Origin of the sequence: Spirillospora sp. NPDC048911 (genome assembly GCF_043198015.1) — a bacterium.
GTDB lineage: Bacteria > Actinomycetota > Actinomycetes > Streptosporangiales > Streptosporangiaceae > Spirillospora.
Map to the genome: position 1 here is coordinate 476,848 of NZ_JBICUD010000009.1, position 21,146 is coordinate 497,993.

Here is a 21,146-nt window from a genome sequence, read left to right on the forward strand (position 1 = left end):
ACTCGCGAGTAACGAAAGATTGTCATTTCTTCCGCTACCATGAAGCTGTGACGACCTTGCGGCCAGAAGAACCCCTTAACTTGACGAGTGACGTAGATCTCGTCACCTTCGGCCAGCGGCTCCGCCACCTCCGGCGCAGCCGCGGCATGACGCTGTCCGATCTGGGCGAGCGCGTGGGCCGGGCACCCTCCCAGCTCTCCCTGCTGGAGAACGGGCGGCGCGAGCCCAAGCTCTCGCTCCTGCAGTCCCTGGCCGCGGCCCTCGAAGTTCCGGTGGAAGAGCTGCTGCGGCGGCAGCCGCCCAGCCGCCGTGCCCAGCTGGAGATCGCCCTGGAGGAGGCCCAGCGCGATCCGCTGTACCGGACCCTGGGCCTGTCCCACCTCAAGGTCAGCAAGCGCATGCCGAACGAGGTGATCGAGCACATCCTCGCCCTCTACGGGGAGCTGCGGCGCAGCCGCACCAAGCCCACCGCGAGCCCCGAGGAGGCCCGCAAGGCCAACGCCGAGCTGCGGCGCCAGATGCACGAGCGCGGCAACTACTTCGGCGACATCGAGGCCGTGGCGGCCCGCACCCTCGACGCGATCGGCTACCGGGGCGGCGCGGTCTCGCAGGGCATGCTGATGACGCTGGTCGGCCACTTCGGCTTCGGCCTGCAGTACGTCCAGGACCTGCCCCGCTCGGTGCGGTCGATCACCGACCTGCGCAACCGGCGGATCTACCTGGAGCGCGAGCAGCTCGGCATGCACACGCCGCGGACGATCCTGCTGCAGACCCTCGGCCACATCGCGCTCGACCACGACCAGCCGCGCGACTTCGCCGACTTCCTCCGCCAGCGGGTGGAGGCCAACTACTTCGGCGCCGCGATCCTGCTGCCCGAGCGCGCGGTCGCCCCCTACCTCCTGGAGGCCAAGGAGGCCCGCGAACTGTCGGTGGAGGACCTGGCGGACGTCTTCTCCGTCTCGTACGAGATGGCCGCGCACCGCTTCACCAACATGGCGACCCACCACCTCGGCCTGCAACTGCACTTCACCAAGAACGACGAGAACGGCACCATCTACAAGGCCTACGCCAACGACGGCCTGCTCTTCCCGCAGGACGAGGACGGGGCGATCGAGGGCCAGCGGATGTGCCGGCAGTGGGCCGGCCGCCACGTCTTCAACGCCGCCGACCGCTTCTCGGTCTACTACCAGTACACCGACACCCCCACCGGAACGTACTGGTGCCTCTCCCACATCGACCCGTCGCACGAGCGCGACTTCGCGATCACCCTGGGCGTGCGGTTCGAGGACTCACGGTGGTTCCGGGGCCGGGAGAGCACCAACAGGGTCAAGTCGGCCTGCCCGGACGGCGACTGCTGCCAGCGGCCGCCGCAGGAGCTCGCCGAACGGTGGGAGGGCATGGCGTGGCCGTCGGCCCGCGCCCATTCCCATGTGCTCTCGGTGCTGCCGCCCGGGGCCTTCCCGGGCGTCGACGAGGCCGACGTCTACGCGTTCCTGGACAAGCACGCCGCCGGCTGACCGGGCGACGGCCGGCAGGCGACGCCGGTCAGGCGAAACGCGGCGGCAACGGCCGCTCCATCGCCGCGTGGAGGCGTTCCAGATAGGCCTCGCCCTGGCTGAGATCGCCGTCGTACGTGCGGATGACCTTCAGGATCTGCTCGACCCAGGCGTCCCACTCCGGACGCGTCGCGGGATCGAGGCGGCCGTGCTTCTCGGCGACGTCGAGGATCGCGCGGCCGATCTCCCCGCCCATCTCGCCCTTGTAGCGGAACCGCTGCTTGAACAGGCCGATGTGGGTGAGGGCGACCGGGCGGCCGCTCAGCACGGCCGACAGGTTGAGGTACGCCTCGATGCCGAAGTCGGCGGGGGCGTCGTCCGCCAGGATCTCGGGGCGGACGGCCCGGAACCCGCTGAGCGGACGGCCGCCGAACAGGCCGTCGGCCTCGGGGACCAGTGCGCGCACCAGCGGGCCGTAGATGGAGAGCGTCGCGCTCAGGATGGGCTTGGGCGGGGGGTCGTCGAAATCGGCGACCACCATGGCCGTCGACGCGGGAGAGGAGTCGATCGCCGCGCGCAATGTCGACGGAATGTTGCGGCCTTTCTCGACGATATCGGCGTCGAGAAAGCACAGCCACGGAGTTTTCGTGGCGCGGGCCATCGCCGCCATGGCCGCGCCCTTTCCCAAGGGCGCCGGAAGCACTTCGCAACCGAGGGACCGCGCCCGTTCGGCGGTGCCGTCGGTGGAGGCGCTGTCGACGACGACGACACGGGTGGAGGCGTCCGCGGCCTCCCATGCCTGCCGGACCGCATTCTCCACATAGGGCTCTTCGTTGTGGGCTACGATCGCGATAGTGAGCATTGCGGGGCAAATCCCTCCCGACTGGACCATTAGCTGGATTCGTACATACGACCTCGGCGACCTGGCAGACATCGCGCCCCGTGACCTTCTCATCGCGGGAAGCGACGGCACGGGGGAACTGCTCGACGTCGACGCTCAAGCGTTCTTCGACATCCAGACCCTGCGGCTCGGTCATGTGGCCAGGTACCGCCTTCCCCCGATCACGTTCGACGGGGTGCTGCGGCTGCGCGGCGGCGATCGTCCGGTCAGCGGCGAGGTGTCGGTCCACCTGCTGGTGCACGCCTCCGGATTCATGGTCATCAGACCTACCCTACGGTCGGCGTGGCTAAGCGCCGGCGGCCGCGTGACGGCCGAGATCCTCGGGCAGCTGGAACGGGCCATGTGGATCACGGGATACCCGTTGCGCTGGCACGTTCCCAGCGGCCAGGTGGTCGAGGGCAGCGTCCGGTGCGTCATGAACTGGGTCTTCTTCGACCTCTACGAGCGCGTGCACGGCGTGGACGACCCCGGCCAGGTCGCGGTGTGGGCCCTCGAAGGCATCCAGGGCTGCGACCGCCTCCACGACATGTACGCCGAAGGGCTCATCAACTACCCGTTCCCGGGCAGCTTCGGCGCGCAGTTCGAGATCGTGAACCCGCAGCTCAGCCCGCTCTTCCGGGGCATGGAGACCGAGGGTGAGTGGCAGCGCACGATCGACTACCTGATGTACCCCGACCGCACCGACATGCGCGCGGTGCCGATCGCCCTCGGCCGGGAGACGCTCGACCGCTGGTACCTGTCGGAGAACCAGGCGCTGACCCTCGTCCCGGCGGGCGAGCCCGACCCGGAGATGGACGTGATCGACCCGGACCGGACGCAGCTCCTGGAGACCCTCGGGCTGCGCCGGGCCGTGCTCCGCTGCGTCCAGCGCGACACCCAGCGGGTGCTCACCGAACGCCTCACCGTCACCCGCTACCAGCTCGAACGCTGGCAGCACATGGTCGCCAGCACCACCGACGACTACGTGCTCCACGACCGCATCGGCCAGCTCATCGAGCCCATCCGCCGGCACAACAGCAACGAGATCCTCATCCGCGACCTCGGCGACCTCGAACGCCAGGTGCGGGCCAACCTCGCCTGGTTCCAGGAGCGCCTGGACACCCTCTCGGCCTGGACCGGCGGCCTGGTGGGCGCCGCGGTCGGCACCGTGGCGATGGTGCTCAGCCTCCAGGAGGCGCTGAAGGCGGTGCTCAGCCAGTCCCTCGGCCGTGAACCGGACAAGGTCTTCCAGGACTTCGGCTGGCTCTTCGCGCTGACGATGCTGGCCCTCATGATCATCTCGTTCGGGCTCGCCGTCACGCTGATCCGGCGGGTGACGCGCAAGCTGAGCCCCTTCTCCCGCAAGCTGCCCACGCGCGGCGGGCCCCGCGCCAGGCGGCGCGCCCGGGCCATCCGGCGCGCCATCGCCGAGCGGTCCGAGCCGCCGCGGCGGTCCGCGGTGCCACCGCCCGTCCCGCCGCCGCTCGCCGAGGGCGAGCAGCCTGCCGAGGCTTGACGGCACGGCTCGTCATGGGTGCGTCTCGCGGCGTGCTTGACTGTGAACTCGCCGTCACCCGGCGCCGCGTAGCGAGGAGGACAGGTCCATGTCGAGGAACGGACAGAGCGCGGGATTCCTGCCCGAGCTGATCCAGCCGGATCGCGCCATCGGGGCCCGCCGGTTCGACTTCTCGCGCCGGGTCGCGGTGATGGCCATCATCAACCGCACGCCCGACTCGTTCCACGACCGGGGCGCGACGTTCCAGCTCGACCGGGCGGTGGAGGCGGCGGAGCGGGCGGTCGCCGACGGCGCCGACTGGCTGGACATCGGCGGCATGCCGTTCGGCAAGGGACCGGAGATCTCGGTCGCCGAGGAGATCGACCGGGTCGCGCCGGTGATCCGGGCGGCCCGGGCGAGGACCGACGCGGTGATCTCGGTCGACACCTTCCGCGCCGAGGTGGCCGAGGCGGCGCTGGCGGCCGGGGCCGACGTCGTCAACGACACCAGCGGCCTCAAGGATCCAGGGCTGGCGCCGGTGGTGGCCAAGACCGGGGCGGGCCTGGTCGTCACCCACAGCCTGGCCGGTCCCCGGGTGGAGCACCCCAAACCCGCCTACGACGACGTCGTCGGCGAGGTGGGAGAGTTCCTGCGCGACCGCGTGGCGCGAGCGCTCGCCGCCGGGGTCGATCCCGGCTGCATCGTCATCGACCCGGGGCACGACCTCAACAAGAACACCTACCACTCACTGGAGATCACCCGGCGGCTGGGCGAGATCGCGGCCATCGGGTACCCGCTGCTGGTGGCCGTGTCCAACAAGGACTTCATCGGCGAGATCGAGGACCGTCCGCAGCACGACCGGCTGGAGGGCACGCTCGCCGTCATCGCCGCGTGCGTCCTGCAGGGCGCGCGGATCGTCCGCGTCCACGACGTCCGGGCCGCGGTGGCCGCGGTGCGGACGATCGAGGCGGTGCTCGGATTCCGCGAGCCCCTTGCCCCGCGCCACAACCTTTGATCACATCGGCCTCAGGAGAACGAGGAGGCCCGCATGACGGTCAGGTTGTTCGGCGAGCCCGGCGGCCGCGGTGACGCCATCGCCAGTTTCGAGGAGACCGGGGCACCGGCCGACGCGCCGTGCTGGGTCGCCTCGATGACCAATGACGACGACACCAAGAGCGTCTTCCTGGCGACGCAGTTCGACGCGGCGGCGGCGTACCGGGAGTTCCACGGCGCGGGCACGTTCGACATGCCGGGCCTCCAGCCCGTGACCATCGTGACCATCAAGGACCGGACAGGCTGAGCCGGCGCCCTCTCTCCTGTGACTCCGGCCACGTGTTACCACCGGTAACTCCCGCTGCTGCTACCGTTGGTAACAGGAGATATTGGAGAGAGGGTCAATAACGATGACGAGCACCGAGGCGACGCCGTTCTCGCTGGAGCTCAGCGAAGATGTCAGCGAAGTCCGGCAATGGGTCCACGAGTTCGCCAAGGACGTCGTGCGCCCCGCCGCGGAGGAGTGGGACGAGCGCGAGGAGACCCCTTGGCCGCTCATCCAGGAGGCCTCGAAGGTGGGCCTGTACTCGCTCGACTTCTTCGCCACCCAGTGGCTGGAGCCCACCGGGCTCGGCATCCCGGTCGCGTTCGAGGAGCTGTTCTGGGGCGACGCCGGCATCGCGCTGTCGATCGTCGGCACCGGCCTGGCGGCCGCCTCGATCGCCGCGGTCGGCCTGCCCGAGCAGATCGCCGAGTGGGTTCCGCAGATGTTCGGCACCCCCGACGACGTCAAGCTCGGCGCCTTCTGCGCCTCCGAGCCCGACGCCGGCAGCGACGTCGGCTCGATCCGCACCCGTGCCACCTTCGACGAGGCCAAGGACGAGTGGGTGATCAACGGCACCAAGACGTGGGCCACCAACGGCGGCATCGCCGACATCCACGTCGTGGTCGCCTCCGTCCACCCCGAGCTCGGCAGCCGCGGCCAGGCCAGCTTCATCATCCCGCCGCACACGCCGGGCCTGAAGCAGGGGCAGAAGTTCAAGAAGCACGGCATCCGGGCCTCGCACACCGCCGAAGTGGTCCTTGACAACGTGCGCGTCCCGAGCCATCTGATCATCGGCGGCAAGGAGAAGTTCGACGAGCGCATCGCCCGCGTCCGCGAGGGCAAGAGCGCCAAGGGCCAGGCCGCGATGAAGACCTTCGAGACCACCCGGCCGACCGTCGGCGCGATGGCCCTCGGCGTCGCCCGCGCCGCCTACGACTACGCCCTCCAGTACTCCCAGGAGCGCGAGCAGTTCGGCAAGAAGATCGGCGACTTCCAGGCCATCGCGTTCAAGCTGGCCGACATGAAGTGCCAGATCGACGCCGCCCGCCTCATGGTGTGGCGCGCCGCCTGGATGGCCCGCACCGGCAAGGACTTCACCAGCGCCGAGGGCTCCATGGCCAAGCTCATGGCCAGCGAGGCCGCCGTCCGCGTGACCGAGGAGGCCATCCAGATCCTCGGCGGCAACGGCTACACCCGCGAGTACCCGGTGGAGCGCATGCACCGCGACTCCAAGATCTTCACGATCTTCGAGGGCACCAGCGAGATCCAGCGCCTGGTCATCGCCCGCACCATCACCGGCCTCCCCGTCCGCTGACCCCGAGCAAGCCGTGCCCCTGACCAAGCACCTGGTCAGGGGCACTTTCACCGCTATTCGGCGATGCGGGTGCGTTGTGTCCAGCGGAACACGATCCGGGAAAGGATCGCGCTCGGCTGGATCGCTTCGCATTCGAAGTGCTCCCACCCGCCGAGCCGCTGCAACTTGATCTTTCCGCCGGCGATCGCATCGGGGCTCACGCGCTGTCGCCGGGGCAGGTCTGGCGGACCTCCTTCGAGGTGGATCTCGATTTCTCCGTTCTCGAAATGCGTTTTCACAACGGTGCTCCGTCCGTAATTGGCGACAGATCCCTCAGCTCGCCGTCGCGTCCCAGTGAACGAGGAGCCGGCCGAGACGGTCGATGACCGTCGCGGGAGAAGTGGTCAGGTAGAAGTGGCCGCCTTGGAAGACGACCAGGTCGAATGTGCCGGTGGTGTGGTTCCTCCAGGCCCGGGCCTCGTCGAGGGTCACCTGGGGATCGCTGTCGCCGGTGAACACGGTCACAGGGCAGGGGACCGTCGAGCCTGGATCAGAGGAGTAGGTCTCGATGGCGGTGTAGTCGGCCCGAATCGCCGGAAGAAACGCCTCGCGCATCTCCTCGTCCTCCAGGAGAGCGGTCTCGGTCCCGCCCAGCCTGCGGATTTCAGCGACGATGCCCGCGTCGTCCCGCCCGTGCACCGTATCGATGCGCCGCCGGGAGGGTGCGCGGCGTCCCGACGCCACCAGTCCCAGTGGCGGCCGATCCATCCGGCGGGCGGTCTCGAACGCCAGCGCGGCGCCCATGCTGTGGCCGAAGAAGGCCGACCGGTCCATCGGCCACGAGGAGAGCGCGTCGGCCGCCGCGTCGGCCAGCCGGCCCAGATCGGTGATCGGCCTTTCGGCCCGGCGATCCTGACGTCCGGGGTACTGCAGGGCCAACACCTCAATGCCCTTTTCGGCCAGAGCGGTGGCGACCGGAAAGTAGAAGCTGGCCGAACCGCCCGCATGCGGAAAGCACACAAGACGGAGATCGGCATCCGGAACGTGACGGAAACGCCTGATCCAGGTGTCGCGATCGGCTTGCGGCTCGCTGGTGTGCATGAGAGCAGCCTCGCGGCTGCGGCTAAAGTCTCCGCAAAGCCCGCTCGGTCAGCTGTGCTGTTCGAGAAAGGCGGGGCCGAGCCTCGCCGCCGGAATCGCGGACGACAGATCCGCGCGGCGACTGACGTCGAGCTTGCGGTAGACCCTGGTGAGGTGTTGTTCGACCGTGCTCACGGTGACGAACAGCCTGTTCGCGATCTGGCGGTTGGTGAATCCGTCGGCCGCCAGCGCGGCGACCCGCAGTTCGGCGTCACTGAGCTCGCCGATCGGCCCGTCGTCCGCCGGTTCGCCGGTCACGATGTCCGCGCGTCCCGCCTGGACCGCGAGCGGCATCCGGCGCAGCCAGTGCGCCCCGGACGCCTGGGCCAGGTGGTCGGCACGGCACGCGGTCCGCCGCGCGGTACCGATCTCACCGAGCTCATGCTGGACGCGGCTGAGGTCGGCGAGCGCCTGGGCGACGCCCAGCTTGTCCTGTGCCTTCTGGAGCGCGTCCACGGCCTCGAAGAGCATCGGGCGGCGGTCCTTGAGTTCGCTGTTGCCGGCCAGCGCGCGCAGGGTGAGCCCGCGCGTTCGGTGATCCCAGGCTGGGAGCATGGCCAGCTGCTCCTCGGCGAGCACGCGTCCCTTGTCGAGCCGGCCGAGTTCGGTATAGGCGTGCGCGGCCGCGGAACGCCACGGAGTGATCGCCGGGACGTCCAGGTTCCACCGGACCATCAGCCCCCCGCACACCTGGAAGTCGCCGAGAGCGGCGTGGAACCGCCCCATCGCCATGTGGTGCCAGCCGCGGGCATGCAGGTAGTGGAGGCCCACTCTGGTGTCGAACATCTCCTTGGGAACCGGCGCGTCGAGATACGTCCCGGCTCGGTCCAGGTTGCCCAGCCCCATCGTGGCCGTCACCATGCTCGCCACCGGCAGGCCGAAGGCCACGCCCCAGCTCTCGGGCGACAGGCCGGTCAGGGCCTGGGCGGACCGCCGATGCGCCGCTCGCAGATCCCCGCGCCGGATCTCGGCCCAGGCGCCCACGGCCGCCAGGATCGCCGTCCAGGCACGTGCGCGGCGCGCCTCGGCCTCCGCGGCCAGCGACTCGCACCAGAACACCGCCTTGTCCAGGGAGCCGCAATAGACCAGGCCGAGGAGGGCGGCGGTGACGGAGATCAGGGCCGACTCCTCAAGCCGCGCGCGCTGCAGCACCTGCTCGGCTGCCATGATCACCTCGTCGGGGCCGCCCTCCGGGAGGGGCAGCATCGAGAGGCGCGGGGCGAAGGTCTCTGACGTGGAGTCGGCCACGAAGGTCGCGGAGGAGACCGTGTGAGGGTAGAGGAAGGCCAGGCGCTGGGCGGCCTGCTCGCTGTCGCGCCCCTCGCGGGTGCGCAGGTACGACAGCACCTGTGCCGCGCCCTCCAGGCGTCCGTGCCAGGCCAGATAGTCGATGGTCTGGGCGCCGTAGCGCTCGCCCAGAAGCCCCTGCCGCGCGGCGGCGGTGAGTTCGGGGAGAAGCCGCTCCGCATTGGACGGGGCGATCCGCCATTCGGCGCGCGCGATGAGGAAGGAGAGCACGGCCCGCTCGCGGTCGTCGGCGCATTGCTGTTGCGCCAGCCTGAGCAGCAGCACGGCGCGGTCGCTGTCGCCCTTTTCGAGAGCGTGCTCGGCCGCTTCGGACAGCACCTCTGATCGCCACGGCGCACCGGGGCCGTCCGCGGACAGCAGGTGCTCGGCGACGACACTCGCGTGCGCTCCCGCGGCGTGGAGCACCCGGGCCGCCTCCGCGTGCAGCGCCTTGCGGTCGGCGGCGGCGATCGTCTGGAGCACTGCGAGCCTCGCCTTCTCGTGCCGGAAGCCGAGGCCGCACACCAGTCCCGCGTCCGCCAAGCTCTTGATCGCCTCCTCCACCGTCTGGTGGCCGTGCCCGAGCGCCGCGCCGAGCAGGCCGGGAGGGACCGGCTCGCCGAACACGGCGATTGCACGCGCGACGTCCAGTTCCGGTTGCTCGTACCAGCAGAGGCATCGGACGACGGCCGCCTGGAACGCCTCGCCGGGGACAGGGGCGGGGGAGTCCATTTCGTGAGCAGGATCGAACGAGTCGTCCAGGAGCGCCGTTGTCAGTAATGGATTACCGCCGGTCAAACCATGGAAGGCGGTGGCGAGACGCCGGGGGCAGAGGCGCCCCATGCGCTGGCTCAGCAGCGTTCCCACGGCGAACGGCGACAGCGGTTCGAGGCGGATCCGGCGGCAGTACGGCTGGCGCAGCAGGTCGGCCTCCAGAATCTGGTGACGTCCTCGCAGGCCGGAGTGTTCGGTGAGCACCACCATGACACGGTGCGAGCGCAACCGGCGGACAAGATAGAGAAGGCAGCGCAAGGACAGGTCGTCGACGTACTCGACGTCGTCCACGCAGATGATGATCGGCCGTTCCTTGGCGACTTCCTGCAACCGGCCCAGCAGGTCGCGCAGGGTGGGCGAGGCGAGTTGCTCGGTGGCGTCGGGCTCAGGCCGGGCCACGGCGTCGATGAGAGCGCGGTCGAGCGGCGGCAGTTCCCGGCCGGCGGCTCCGTCGGCCGACTCGACGTTGCGCATGAGCTGGTCGAGCACCCCGAGGGAGAGATGGCGTTCGGCGTGAGCTCCGGCGGCGCTCAGCACCAGTGCGCCGGCCTCGACGGCACGCTCGGCGAAGGTGTTCAGGAGCGCGGTCTTGCCGCAGGCCACCGGACCGTCGATGACCGCGACCTGCGCTGTTCCGGTGGCGCATTTCTCCAGCAGGTCATCAAGGACGGAGAATTCGATTGAACGTTCCACCAAAGTCACTGCTACGCCTCGTTAGGTCCCGGTGACAAATCGGCTGGCCACCTGGCTCGATACCAGGTGGCTCCTGTTTGGTGGGTGGGGATTCCTGTGATTGGCGGGATCATCGGCGACGTCCCCGATGATCATTTAATGTCGGATTGCTCCCGACCACTACCCACGTTGCACAGGGATATTTCACGTTCCACGAACGAATCTCAGTGGACCACAAGTGGATCACTTGGGATGGGCTCCCACCGGCCCCGCGTTCACTTCAAGCGGTCATGAGATCGAGACGTTCTGCGAACAGTGGTTCGTCGTCTCCGCGCAGAATGGCCATGTGGAGTCGCCGCAGGGAACGGCACGGTGCGAGTGCGAGTTCCTGTTCCAGGCGGTCATGGGCGGTCCGGTAGACCTTGAGCGCGTCGGCCTGCCGCTCGGAGCGGTAGAGCGCCACCATGAGCTGCCGGTAGAACGCCTCGTGCAGCGGGTGCTCCTCGGACAGCGAGTACAGTCGCCCGATCACGTCCCGATGGCGCCCCAGCCGAAGGTAGGCGTCGACGAGCAACTCGCGGCATTCCAGGCGGAGTTCCTCGAGCCAGGTCGCGTGGGCGGAGATGATCGGGCCGTCCCGCAGGTCCCCCAGCGTCGCGCCCCGCCACAGGCCGAGGGCCAGCTCGAAGGCCTCGGCGGCTTCTTCGAGCCGCTCCGCTCGCAGGGCGGAGCGAGCGTGCTCCGCGCACATCTCGAAGTCGAACACGTCCAGTTCGTGGCCGTCGAACTGGAAGAGATAGCCCGGTGGCCGGGTGACGATCGGGCTGCCCTCCTGTCCCGGGCGGGCGAGGAATTTGCGCAGCTGCGAGATATAGACGTGCAGGGAGGCCGTCGCGCGCCGCGGAGGGTGCTCGCCCCAGAGCTCCGACATCAGCTCGTCGGTGGTGGTCACCTGCGCGCCGCGGGCCAGCAGCACGGCCAGGACGATCTCGATCTTGTGAGCGGTCAGGCGTGAGACTCGTTCGTGATCCAGTACGCGGAGCGGGCCGAGCATTTCGAATCGCATTTGTTTCCCTCGGCGGACCAGTGGGGCTTAGCCCGACTTTGGCACAGCCCAAGGGTCCACTCGAGCCCCTATTTCGCCCCTAGAGACCCCAAACATGGCAGCTTACTATCTGCAGCGCATTCGAAGCTGAACGTCACTGCCGACGGCGACCTTTGGCGCAACTTTAGGGTCCAGGCCGACGATGGCGGCGGATCCGGGGCCGCCTTCTCGTGGTATTGCACCGGAGCCGAGTTCGGCCGTCTTGAACAGTGCTAATGGCTGGGTGACCTCGAATGGCAACCGAAGAACAGCTGGTCGATTACCTCAAGCGGGTCGCGGCGGAGCTGCACGACACGCGGCAGCGGCTCCAGGAGGTCGAGGAACGGAACACCGAGCCGGTGGCCGTGGTGGGCATGGCGTGCCGGTTCCCCGGCGGTGTGCGCTCGCCGGAGGACCTGTGGGAGCTGGTGTCCTCCGGGCGGGACGCGATCGGCGAGTTCCCGTCCAACCGCGGCTGGGACCTGGAGGGCCTCTACCACCCGGACCCCGACCACCCCGGCACCTGCTACGTGCGCGACGGCGGCTTCCTCCACGACGCGGACCAGTTCGATGCGGCGTTCTTCGGGATCAGCCCGCGCGAGGCCCTCGACGCCCACCCCCAGCAGCGTCTGCTCCTGGAGACGGCCTGGGAGGTGCTGGAGCGGGCCGGGGTCGATCCCGCCTCGCTGAAGGGCACCCCGACCGGTGTGTACGTGGGGACGGCCACCACCGGCAACGGCGCGCGCGGAGACGGAGCGACCGAGGGCTACGCCGGCAACGCCCCCAGCGTCCTGTCCGGGCGGATCGCCTACACCCTCGGGCTCGAAGGGCCGGCGCTGACGGTGGAGACGGCGTGCTCGTCGTCGCTGGCCGCGACTCACCTGGCGGCCCAGGCGCTCCGGCAGGGCGACTGCACGCTCGCCATGGCCGGCGGCGTGACGGTGATGCCGACGCCCGAAGTGTTCACCGGCTTCTCCCGGCAGCGGGGTCTGGCCCCGGACGGCCGGTGCAAGCCGTTCGCGGCGTCCGCTGACGGCACGGGCTGGGGTGAGGGTGTCGGCCTGCTGCTGCTGGAGCGTTTGCCGGACGCGCGCCGCAACGGTCATCGGGTGCTGGCGCTGGTCCGGGGGTCGGCGGTCAACCAGGACGGTGCGAGCAACGGCTTCACCGCCCCCAACGGCCCCTCGCAGCAGCGAGTGATCCGGCAGGCGCTGGCGAACGCGCGCCTGTCCCCGTCCGAGGTGGACGCGGTGGAGGCGCACGGCACCGGCACGCCGCTCGGTGACCCGATCGAGGCCGACGCGCTCCTGGCGACCTACGGGCGCGACCGCCCGCAGGACCGGCCGCTGTGGCTCGGCTCGATCAAGTCCAACATCGGGCACACGCAGGGCGCCGCGGGCGTCGCCGGGCTGATCAAGGTGATCATGGCGATCCGGAACGGTGTCCTCCCGCCCACCCTGCACGCCGCCGACGCCACCCCGCACGTGGATTGGTCGCAGGGCACGGTGCGGTTGCTGACCGAGGCCCGGGAGTGGCCGGCGACGGGCCGGCCGCGCCGGGCGGGCGTGTCGTCCTTCGGCATCTCCGGTACGAACGCGCACGTGATCGTTGAGCAGGCCGAGCCGGTCGAGGACGACCACTCCGAGGTGGACGGCCCGGCGGAGAGCGGCACCGGGGAGAACGGCCCCGAGGCCGAGCGGTCAGGCTCACCGGGTCCGGTTCCCTGGGTGGTGTCGGCACGCGGCGAGGAGGCCTTGCGCGCACAGGCGACGAGGCTGAGGGACTTCGCCGCGGCCGACCCCGGACCGTCTCCGGTCGATGTGGGCTGGTCGCTGATCAACACGCGGTCCCTGTTCGCGCGCCGGATGGTCTCCGTGGGGTCCACGCGTGCGGAACTGCTGGCGGGACTGGACGCCGCCGATCCGGTTGAGCCGGTGGACGGCGAGTCGGTATGGCTGTTCAGCGGTCAGGGCAGCCAGCGGGTGGGGATGGGCGCGGGCCTGCACGAGCGGTTCCCGGTGTTCGCCGAGGCATTCGACGAGATCTGTGAACTGCTCGATCCCTGCCTTGAGCGCCCACTGAAGCAGGTGGTGTTCGAGGGCCCCGACGAGATCCTGCAACACACCACCTATGCCCAGGCCGCCCTGTTCGCCGTCGAGGTCGCGCTGGCGCGGCTGCTGACGAGCATGGGCCTGCGGCCGGACGTCGTCGTGGGCCACTCGATCGGCGAAGTGGCCGCGGCTCACGTGGCCGGGGTCTTCGATCTCGCCGACGCGTGCCGGCTCGTGGGGGCGCGCGCGACCTTGATGGGGCGCCTGCCCGCGGGGGGCGCCATGGTGGCCGTCCAGGCCGCCGCCGACGAGGTGACGGTCCCCGACGGGGTGAGCGTGGCGGCGTTCAACACGCCGGACGGCACTGTGATCTCCGGGCCGGCCGAGCCGGTGAGCCGGCTCGAGGCCGAGTGGCGTGAGCGAGGACGTAAGACCAGGCGCCTGCGGGTCAGCCATGCCTTCCACTCGGCGTTGATGGATCCGATGCTGGACGACTTTGCCGAGGCGATCGGCGGCCTGTCGTTCGCCGAACCGTCGATCCCGCTGATCTGCGGCGTGACCGGCCAGGAGGCGGACGCGCAGATGGCCGGCCCCGCCTACTGGGTACGGCAGGTGCGCGAGCCGGTGCGTTTCCACCCGGCCATCACCCGGATCGCGGATCGGGCCGGGCGCTACATCGAACTGGGTCCTGACCCGGTACTGGCCACCTCCGTTCAGCGCACCGTCGACGAGGCCGACGCCGTGGCCGTGCTCGACGGCCGGTATCCCGACGCCGTCGCGTTCGGCCGCGCCCTCGGCCACCTCCACGCGGGCGGGGCGACGGTGGACTGGAGCCCCTGGTTCCCCGCCGACCCGGCGCCTCGCTTCGTCGATCTCCCCACCTACCCCTTCCAGCACGCGCGCTTCTGGCAGTCGGACCGACGGAAGGACGGTGACGCGGGGAGTCTGGGACTGACCGCGGCGGGGCATCCCCTGCTGGGTGCCGCCATAGAGCTGGCCGAGGGCGGCGCCTTCCTGCTGACCGGCCGTCTCACCGATCCGGCCGGTTCGTGGCTCGACGACCATGTGGTGGCGGGGACGCCGATGGCGGCCGGTGCGGTGCTGGTCGAATGGGCGCTGCGCGCCGCCGACGGCGTGGGCTGCGCGACCGTCGACGACCTGACGCTGCGGGCGCCGCTCGTCCTGCCGGTCTCCGGCGGGGTGCGCGTCCAGGTTCTGGTGGGTGCGGCCGGCGAGGGCGGCCGGAGGGAGCTGCAGATCTACTCACGGCCGGACGACGAGACCACCGAGGCGTGGGAGTGCCATGCCTCGGGGACCCTCGGTCCGGACGTCCCGCCGGGCGAGATGCCGCCGGAGACCGGAGGAGCGGAGGTCTGGCCTCCGCCGGGCGCCGAGCCCCTCGAGGTCGAGGGGCTGTACGAGCGCGCGGCCACGGCCGGGTATGAGTACGGCCCCGCGTTCCAGGGTGTGCGCGCGGCCTGGCGGCACGGTGACGACCTGCTGGCCGAGGTGGAACTGCCTGAGGCGGCCGGGGATGAGGACGGCTTCACCGTCCACCCGGTACTGCTGGACGCCGCCCTGCATCCGGCGCTGCTCACTGACCGTTCGGGCGACGAGAAGGTCTGGATTCCGTTCGACTGGAACGGCGTGACGCTCCACGCGAACGGGGCCACGAACGTACGCGTGCGTCTGTCACCGAGCGAGGACCGGGGCGGACGGTCTTTGCGCCTCCTGATGACCGACCCCGCGGGTCAACCCGTGCTGGACGTGGCGGAGCTGCGGATGCGGCCGGTCGACGGCAGCCAGTTCCAAGCCGTCGTGCGCGGCACTGCGAACGGCCTGTACACCGTCGACTGGACGCCCATCACCCCGTCTGGCGTCGACAGCGAATCCATCGCCGTCCTCGGCCCCGAGCCGGTGGGGCCGGAGCTGGTGGAGGCGGCGCTCCGGGCCGGCCCACCGCCCTCATCGGTGATGCTGGCGGAGGTCGGCGGACCCGAGGGCGACAACGCCGCCGACGACGGGCGCGCCACGGTGGAACGTGTCCTTGAAGCGGCCGTCGCATGGCTGGACGAGCCGCGGCTCGCGGACGTCCGGCTGGCGTTCGTCACCAGAGGCGGACTCGCCGAGGCCGGAGTATGGGGCCTCATCCGTAGTGCCCAGGCCGAGCACCCCGACCGCTTCCTGCTCATGGACGCCGCGCCCGATGCCGACGTCGCGCCGGCCGTGCGTTCGGCGGCGGATGCGGCCGAGGAGCAGGTGAGGGTGCGCGGCGATCAGATCCTGGTGCCCCGGCTCGGCCGCGCCACCGGTGACCGCGACCCCGACCGCGAACACGATCGCGGCGAGGGCGCCGAGGCGTCGCCGGCGGTCGGGGACGGGACCGTGATGGTGACCGGTGGCACCGGGAACCTCGGCGGGCTGGTGGCCGAGCATCTCGTCCGGCGGCACGGCGTGCGCCGTCTGCTGTTGCTGTCGCGGCGGGGCGGCGGGGCGCCCGGCGCGGCCGAGCTTGGAGCACGGCTCGCCGAGCTCGGCGCGCACGTCGATGTGGCGCCGGTCGACGTCGCCGACAAGGAGGCGCTGGCATGGGCACTGGCGGGCATCCCGGCGGAGCATCCCCTCGAGGCCGTGGTCCACGCCGCCGGGACTCTCGACGACGCGATCCTCACCTCGCACACCCCGGAACGCGTGGCGAACGTGTGGCGGCCGAAGGCGCTGGGCGCCTGGAACCTCCACACGCTGACGCGCGACCTTCCGCTGAAGCTCTTCTGGGTGTTCTCCTCGGCGGCCGGGACCATCGGCAACGCGGGACAGGCGGGCTACGCGGCGGCCAACGCGTTCTGCGACGCGCTGATGGCCCATCGCCGCGGCACCGGCCTTCCCGGCATGGCCGTGGCCTGGGGCCTCTGGGCCGGCGACGGTGGCATGAGCGCCCAACTGGCTCCAGCAGACCTCGCCAGGCTGCGTGGTGTGCGCCCGCTTTCGACCGAGCGCGGCCTGGCCCTTCTGGACGCGGCATGGCGGCTCGGTGAGGCCAACGTCGTGGCCGCCGACCTGTCCGTCGCGGGTGTTCCCGCCGGCGAACTGCCTCCGGCACTGCGCGGCCTGGCCGGGCGTGCACGCCGGCGGGCGGCCGCGGACGGCGGCGCGCCCACCCTGGCCGCGCGGTTGGAGGGGCTGGACGCCGACGCCCGAGCCGGACTGCTCGCGGACATCGTTCGTGAACGCGTCGCGGCCGTCCTCGGCCACTCCTCCCCGAACGAGGTGCGTCCGGACGCCAACTTCGAGGAGCTGGGATTCGACTCGCTGACGGTGGTGGAGCTGCGCAACAAGCTCGCGGCGGCCACCGGGCTGCGCCTGCCCGCGACGCTGGCCTTCGACCACCCGACCCCGCGGGCCCTGGCCCGGTACCTGGGCACGCGACTGGACGGCGCGAAGGCTCCGGCCGTCCCGGCGCGGACGGTCGCGCGGGCGGACGACCCGGTGGCGATCGTGGGAATGGCCTGCCACTATCCGGGCGGCGTGCGCTCGCCGGAGGACCTGTGGGAGCTGGTGGCGTCCGGGCGGGACGCGATCGGCGAGTTCCCGTCGAACCGCGGCTGGGACCTGGAACGGCTCTTCGCGCCGGACCCCGGCCGGCCGGGGACCAGTCACACCCGCGAAGGCGGATTCCTGCACGAGGCGGGAGAGTTCGACGCCGCGTTCTTCGGAATCAGCCCGCGGGAGGCGCTGGCGGCCGACCCGCAGCAGAGGCTCCTCCTGGAGACCGCCTGGGAGACCTTCGAGCGGGCGGGGATCGACCCGAGATCGCTCGGCGGCACACCGACCGGCGTCTACACGGGCGTCATGTACCACGACTACGCCACCGGCGCGGCCGACGACGACGCCGAGCTCGAAGGCTATGTGATGCCCGGGACGGGCAGCGCGATCTCCGGCCGGGTCGCCTACACGCTCGGGCTGGAGGGCCCGGCGCTGACGGTGGACACGGCGTGCTCGTCGTCGCTGGTCGCCCTGCATCTGGCCGCCGGCGCGCTGCGGCGGGGGGAGTGCGACCTCGCGCTCGCGGGCGGCGTCACCGTGATGGCGACCCCCGGCCTCTTCCCCGGCTTCTCGCGGCAGCGGGGGCTGGCCCGGGACGGGCGGTGCAAGTCGTTCGCGGCGTCCGCTGACGGCACGGGGTGGGGTGAGGGTGTCGGCTTGTTGCTGCTGGAGCGTCTGTCGGACGCGCGCCGTAACGGTCATCGCGTACTGGCGGTGGTCCGGGGGTCGGCGGTCAACCAGGACGGTGCGAGCAACGGCTTCACCGCCCCCAACGGCCCCTCGCAGGAACGGGTGATCGGGGCGGCGCTGGCGTCCGCCGGGCTCACGGCGTCCGATGTCGACGCGGTGGAGGCCCACGGCACCGGGACCAGGCTGGGCGACCCGATCGAGGCGCAGGCCGTGCTGGCGACCTACGGGCGGGACCGTTCTCAGGACCGGCCGCTCTGGCTGGGGTCGATCAAGTCGAACATGGGCCACACCCAGGCCGCGGCCGGTGTCGCCGGCGTGATCAAGATGGTCACGGCGATGCGGCACGCGACGCTGCCGCCCTCGCTGCACATCGACGAGCCCACCCCGGACGTCGACTGGTCGTCCGGGACCGTCCGCCTGCTGACCGAGGCCCGGGAGTGGCCGGCGGCGAGCCGGCCGCGCCGGGCGGGCGTGTCCTCGTTCGGCGCCTCGGGGACGAACGCGCACGTGATCGTAGAGGAGGCGGCCGACGAGGCCGAGATCGACGGCGAGGAGGAGCGGTCCGGGCCGGCGGGCGTGGTGCCGTGGGTGGTGTCGGCGCGCGGTGCGGAGGCGTTGCGTGCGCAGGCGACAGGGCTGAAGGAGTTTGTGGCTGAGGCTTCTGAGGTGTCGCCGGTCGAGGTGGGTTGGTCGTTGATCACGTCGCGGTCGCTGTTGGAGCGTCGGCTGGTGGCCATCGGTTCTTCGCGTGAGGAGTTGGTGGCGGGCCTGGATGCCGCCGATCTGGTGGAGCCGGTGGAGTCGGTGAGTGGTGAGGTGGTGTGGCTGTTCAGTGGTCAGGGCAGTCAGCGACCGGGTATGGGTGCGGGTTTGTATGAGCGGTTCCCGGTGTTCGCGGAGGCCTTTGACGAGGTGTGCGGGCTGCTGGATCCGCATCTGGAGCATGGGCTGGCATCGGTCGTCCTGGCCGGGGATCCAGAGGTCCTGGATCACACTATGTATGCGCAGGCGGGGTTGTTCGCGGTGCAGGTCGGTTTGGCGCGGTTGCTGGCCAGTATGGGTGTGCGGCCGGGCGCGGTGGTGGGTCATTCGATCGGGGAGGTGGCTGCGGCGTATGTGGCCGGTGTGTTCGACCTTGCGGATGCGTGCCGGTTGGTGGCTGCGCGGGCGGGGTTGATGGGGGCGCTTCCTGCGGGGGGTGCGATGGTGGCGATCCAGGCGGGAGCGGAAGAGCTGGCCGGGACACTGCCCGAGGGGGTGAGCATCGCGTCGTTCAATACTGCTGATGGTTCGGTGGTGTCGGGGCCGGAGGACCTGGTCGCCGAGGTGCAGGGGTGGTGGTCGGGGCGGGGGCGTAGGACCAAGCGGTTGTCGGTCAGTCATGCGTTCCATTCGGTGTTGATGGAGCCGATGCTGGATGACTTCGCGGCTGCCATCGGTGACCTGTCGTTCCGTGATCCGGTGATCTCGCTGGTCAGTACGTTGACTGGTGAACTGGAGGAGAGCGGTATCGCCACGGCTGACTATTGGGTGCGGCAGGTGCGTGAGCCGGTGCGGTTCCATCAGGCCATCACCCAGCTCACCCACCACACCAAGACTTTCGTGGAACTCGGCCCGGACCCCGTGCTGGCCACGGCCGTCCAGCACATCGCCGAGGACGCGCGAGCACTGGCCGTGCTCGACCACGACCAGCCCGATGCCGTCGCCTTCGGGCAGGCCCTGGGCCGATTGCACGCCGGCGGACTGGATGTGGACTGGAGCTCCTGGTTCCCCGCTGATCCCCGGCCTCGCATCATCGACCTGCCCACCTACCCCTTCCAACGTCAGAACTACTGGCTGGCCGCTGCCAGGGGAGGAAGCGGAGACGCGACGGGCCTTGGCCTGGACTCGGTCCGGCATCCGCTCCTCGGGGCGGCGATGCGGCTCGCGGACGCCGACACCCGAGTCCTCACCGGCCGGTTGCCGGGAGCCGACGGCGGGAGCTGGCTCGGCGAACACCGCGTTCTCGGCACCGTGCTCCTCCCGGGAACCGTTCTGGTCGAGTGGGCGCTCCGCGCGGCCGACGAAGTGGGCTGCTCAGGCGTGGAGGAGCTGACCCTGCGGGCGCCGCTGGTGCTCCCTGCCACCGGCAGCCTCCCGGTCCAGATCGTGGTGAGTCCGGCCGAGGACGACGGCCGTCGGCAGATACGACTGTTCTCCCGCTCCGACGACGAGTGGGTCTGCCACGCCGAGGGCGCACTGGTGCCGGAACCTCTGGGCACGCCGGAGACGCTCGGCGGTCAGTGGCCCCCGGCGGGCGCCGAGCCCCTGCCGGTGGACGGTTTCTACGAAAGCGTCGCGGCCGCCGGTTACGAGTACGGCCCCGCGTTCCAGGGCATGCGGGCGGCCTGGCGGGACGGCCGGGATCTGCTGGGGGAGATCGCCCTGCCAGAGGAGGCGGGCGAATCCGCCGGATTCGGCCTCCATCCGGCACTGCTGGACGCCGCGCTGCACCCGGCGCTGCTGGCGGGCGGACCGGACGGCGAAGCCCCGTACCTCCCGTTCGTCTGGAGCGGGATCTCGCTCTGGGCGAGGGATACCAGGAGCGTGCGGGTCAGGCTGTCTCCCATCGAGCCGGACGGGCTCAAGGTGACGGTGGCCGATGCCGCCGGATCGCCCGTGCTCGGCCTCGAGCAGCTCGTGATGCGTCCGGCCGACCCCAAGCAGTTCCGCACTCGTGGTGTCGAGGGCCTGTTCACCGTCGAATGGACGTCGGCTCCAGACCCGGTCACCGCCGCTCCGGACGAATTCGAGATCGTCGAAGCGGAGACCGCGGAGGGGGCGCTGCGGAACGTGCGGGACTGGCTGGCCGGCTCCGGGCCCGATGACGATCGGCGGCTCGCGGTCGTCACGCGCGGTGCGGTGGGGGAGTCTCCCGACCCGGACGCGGCGGCGGTGTGGGGTCTGGTGCGCTGCGCGCAGCTGGAGAACCCCGGCCGCTTCGTCCTGGTCGATCTCGACGAGGACTCGGAGGCCGGACCGGCGCTCGACGCCGGGGAGCCGCAGGTGGCGGTCCGGGACGGCCGGCCGTTCGTGCCGCGTCTGGTGCGGGCCGGCGCGCCACCGGAGCTGACGGCTCCGGCCGGGGAGGCCGCGTGGCGGCTGAGCGCGGCGAACGCGTCGACGCTTGAGGATGTGTCGGTCGCCGCCTGCCCTGAGGTGCTGGAGCCGTTGGAGCCGGGCCGGGTGCGGGTCGAGGTGCGTGCGGCCGGTGTCAATTTCCGGGATGTCCTGATCGCGCTGGGCATGATCCCGGGCTTCGGTGGCATTGGTGGTGAGGGTGCCGGGGTGGTGACCGAGGTCGGTCCCGAGGTCACGAATGTGGCGGTCGGTGACCGGGTGATGGGGTTGTTCGGCGGTGCGTTCGGCCCGGTGGCGGTGGC

General features: G+C 70.9%; 11 protein-coding genes. 6 read left to right on the forward strand and 5 right to left on the reverse strand.

Translation table 11 applies throughout. The annotated features are described in order from the left end of the window. Positions 1-80 precede the first annotated feature (80 nt). On the forward strand, positions 81-1,517 hold the full coding sequence (locus tag ACGFNU_RS36770) for a helix-turn-helix domain-containing protein (protein WP_392601189.1): 1,437 nt from the start codon (positions 81-83) through the stop codon (positions 1,515-1,517). 28 nt (positions 1,518-1,545) lie between these two features. Here the strand turns inward: ACGFNU_RS36770 and ACGFNU_RS36775 are convergent, their stop codons facing one another. After that, positions 1,546-2,316, reverse strand: coding sequence for a glycosyltransferase (locus ACGFNU_RS36775; RefSeq protein ID WP_392601190.1), 771 nt, complete (start codon positions 2,314-2,316; stop codon positions 1,546-1,548). Between the two features lie 34 nt (positions 2,317-2,350). On the opposite strand from ACGFNU_RS36775, the gene ACGFNU_RS36780 reads away from it, so the two are divergent. The 4 genes from ACGFNU_RS36780 to ACGFNU_RS36795 all read left to right on the forward strand — a co-directional run bounded on the left by ACGFNU_RS36780 (position 2,351) and on the right by ACGFNU_RS36795 (position 6,504). Further along, positions 2,351-3,892, forward strand: a complete 1,542-nt coding sequence (locus tag ACGFNU_RS36780; RefSeq protein ID WP_392601191.1) for a hypothetical protein — start codon at positions 2,351-2,353, stop codon at positions 3,890-3,892. Between the two features lie 88 nt (positions 3,893-3,980). Beyond that, positions 3,981-4,886 (forward strand): dihydropteroate synthase, encoded by a 906-nt coding sequence (folP, locus tag ACGFNU_RS36785; protein WP_392601192.1) that lies wholly within the window; start codon positions 3,981-3,983, stop codon positions 4,884-4,886. Positions 4,887-4,919: 33 nt separating this feature from the next. Next, positions 4,920-5,171, forward strand: a complete 252-nt coding sequence (locus tag ACGFNU_RS36790) for a hypothetical protein (protein WP_392601193.1) — start codon at positions 4,920-4,922, stop codon at positions 5,169-5,171. 103 nt (positions 5,172-5,274) lie between these two features. Then, positions 5,275-6,504, forward strand: a complete 1,230-nt coding sequence (locus tag ACGFNU_RS36795; RefSeq protein ID WP_392601194.1) for an acyl-CoA dehydrogenase family protein — start codon at positions 5,275-5,277, stop codon at positions 6,502-6,504. Between the two features lie 53 nt (positions 6,505-6,557). Here ACGFNU_RS36795 and ACGFNU_RS36800 read toward each other — a convergent pair whose 3' ends face one another. From ACGFNU_RS36800 to ACGFNU_RS36815, 4 genes are all read right to left on the reverse strand, one after another. After that, entirely contained in the window at positions 6,558-6,782 is a 225-nt protein-coding gene (locus tag ACGFNU_RS36800) for a DUF5988 family protein (RefSeq protein WP_392601195.1), read from the reverse strand. Between the two features lie 34 nt (positions 6,783-6,816). Beyond that, positions 6,817-7,584 carry a thioesterase II family protein gene (locus ACGFNU_RS36805; protein ID WP_392601196.1) on the reverse strand — a complete coding sequence of 256 codons (768 nt, stop codon included), beginning with the start codon at positions 7,582-7,584 and terminating at the stop codon, positions 6,817-6,819. 48 nt (positions 7,585-7,632) lie between these two features. Beyond that, positions 7,633-10,377, reverse strand: coding sequence for an ATP-binding protein (locus ACGFNU_RS36810; protein ID WP_392601197.1), 2,745 nt, complete (start codon positions 10,375-10,377; stop codon positions 7,633-7,635). A 259-nt stretch (positions 10,378-10,636) separates the two neighbouring features. Continuing rightward, positions 10,637-11,422: a BTAD domain-containing putative transcriptional regulator gene (locus tag ACGFNU_RS36815; RefSeq protein WP_392601198.1), complete on the reverse strand. Its 786-nt coding sequence runs from the start codon at positions 11,420-11,422 to the stop codon at positions 10,637-10,639. A gap of 272 nt (positions 11,423-11,694) precedes the next feature. Between ACGFNU_RS36815 and ACGFNU_RS36820 the strand changes: the two genes are divergently transcribed. Continuing rightward, positions 11,695-21,146, forward strand: a 9,452-nt coding sequence (locus ACGFNU_RS36820; RefSeq protein ID WP_392601199.1) for a type I polyketide synthase, incomplete at its 3' end; no start/stop codon positions are given.

What these genes read in the sequence shown, in the direction of transcription:
- folP (WP_392601192.1), top strand. Translation starts at nt 3,981, where the DNA reads ATGTCGAGGAACGGACAGAGCGCGGGATTCCTGCCCGAGCTGATCCAG.
- ACGFNU_RS36790 (WP_392601193.1), top strand. Translation starts at nt 4,920, where the DNA reads ATGACGGTCAGGTTGTTCGGCGAGCCCGGCGGCCGCGGTGACGCCATC.
- ACGFNU_RS36795 (WP_392601194.1), top strand. Translation starts at nt 5,275, where the DNA reads ATGACGAGCACCGAGGCGACGCCGTTCTCGCTGGAGCTCAGCGAAGAT.
- ACGFNU_RS36805 (WP_392601196.1), bottom strand. Translation starts at nt 7,584, where the DNA reads ATGCACACCAGCGAGCCGCAAGCCGATCGCGACACCTGGATCAGGCGT.
- ACGFNU_RS36815 (WP_392601198.1), bottom strand. Translation starts at nt 11,422, where the DNA reads ATGCGATTCGAAATGCTCGGCCCGCTCCGCGTACTGGATCACGAACGA.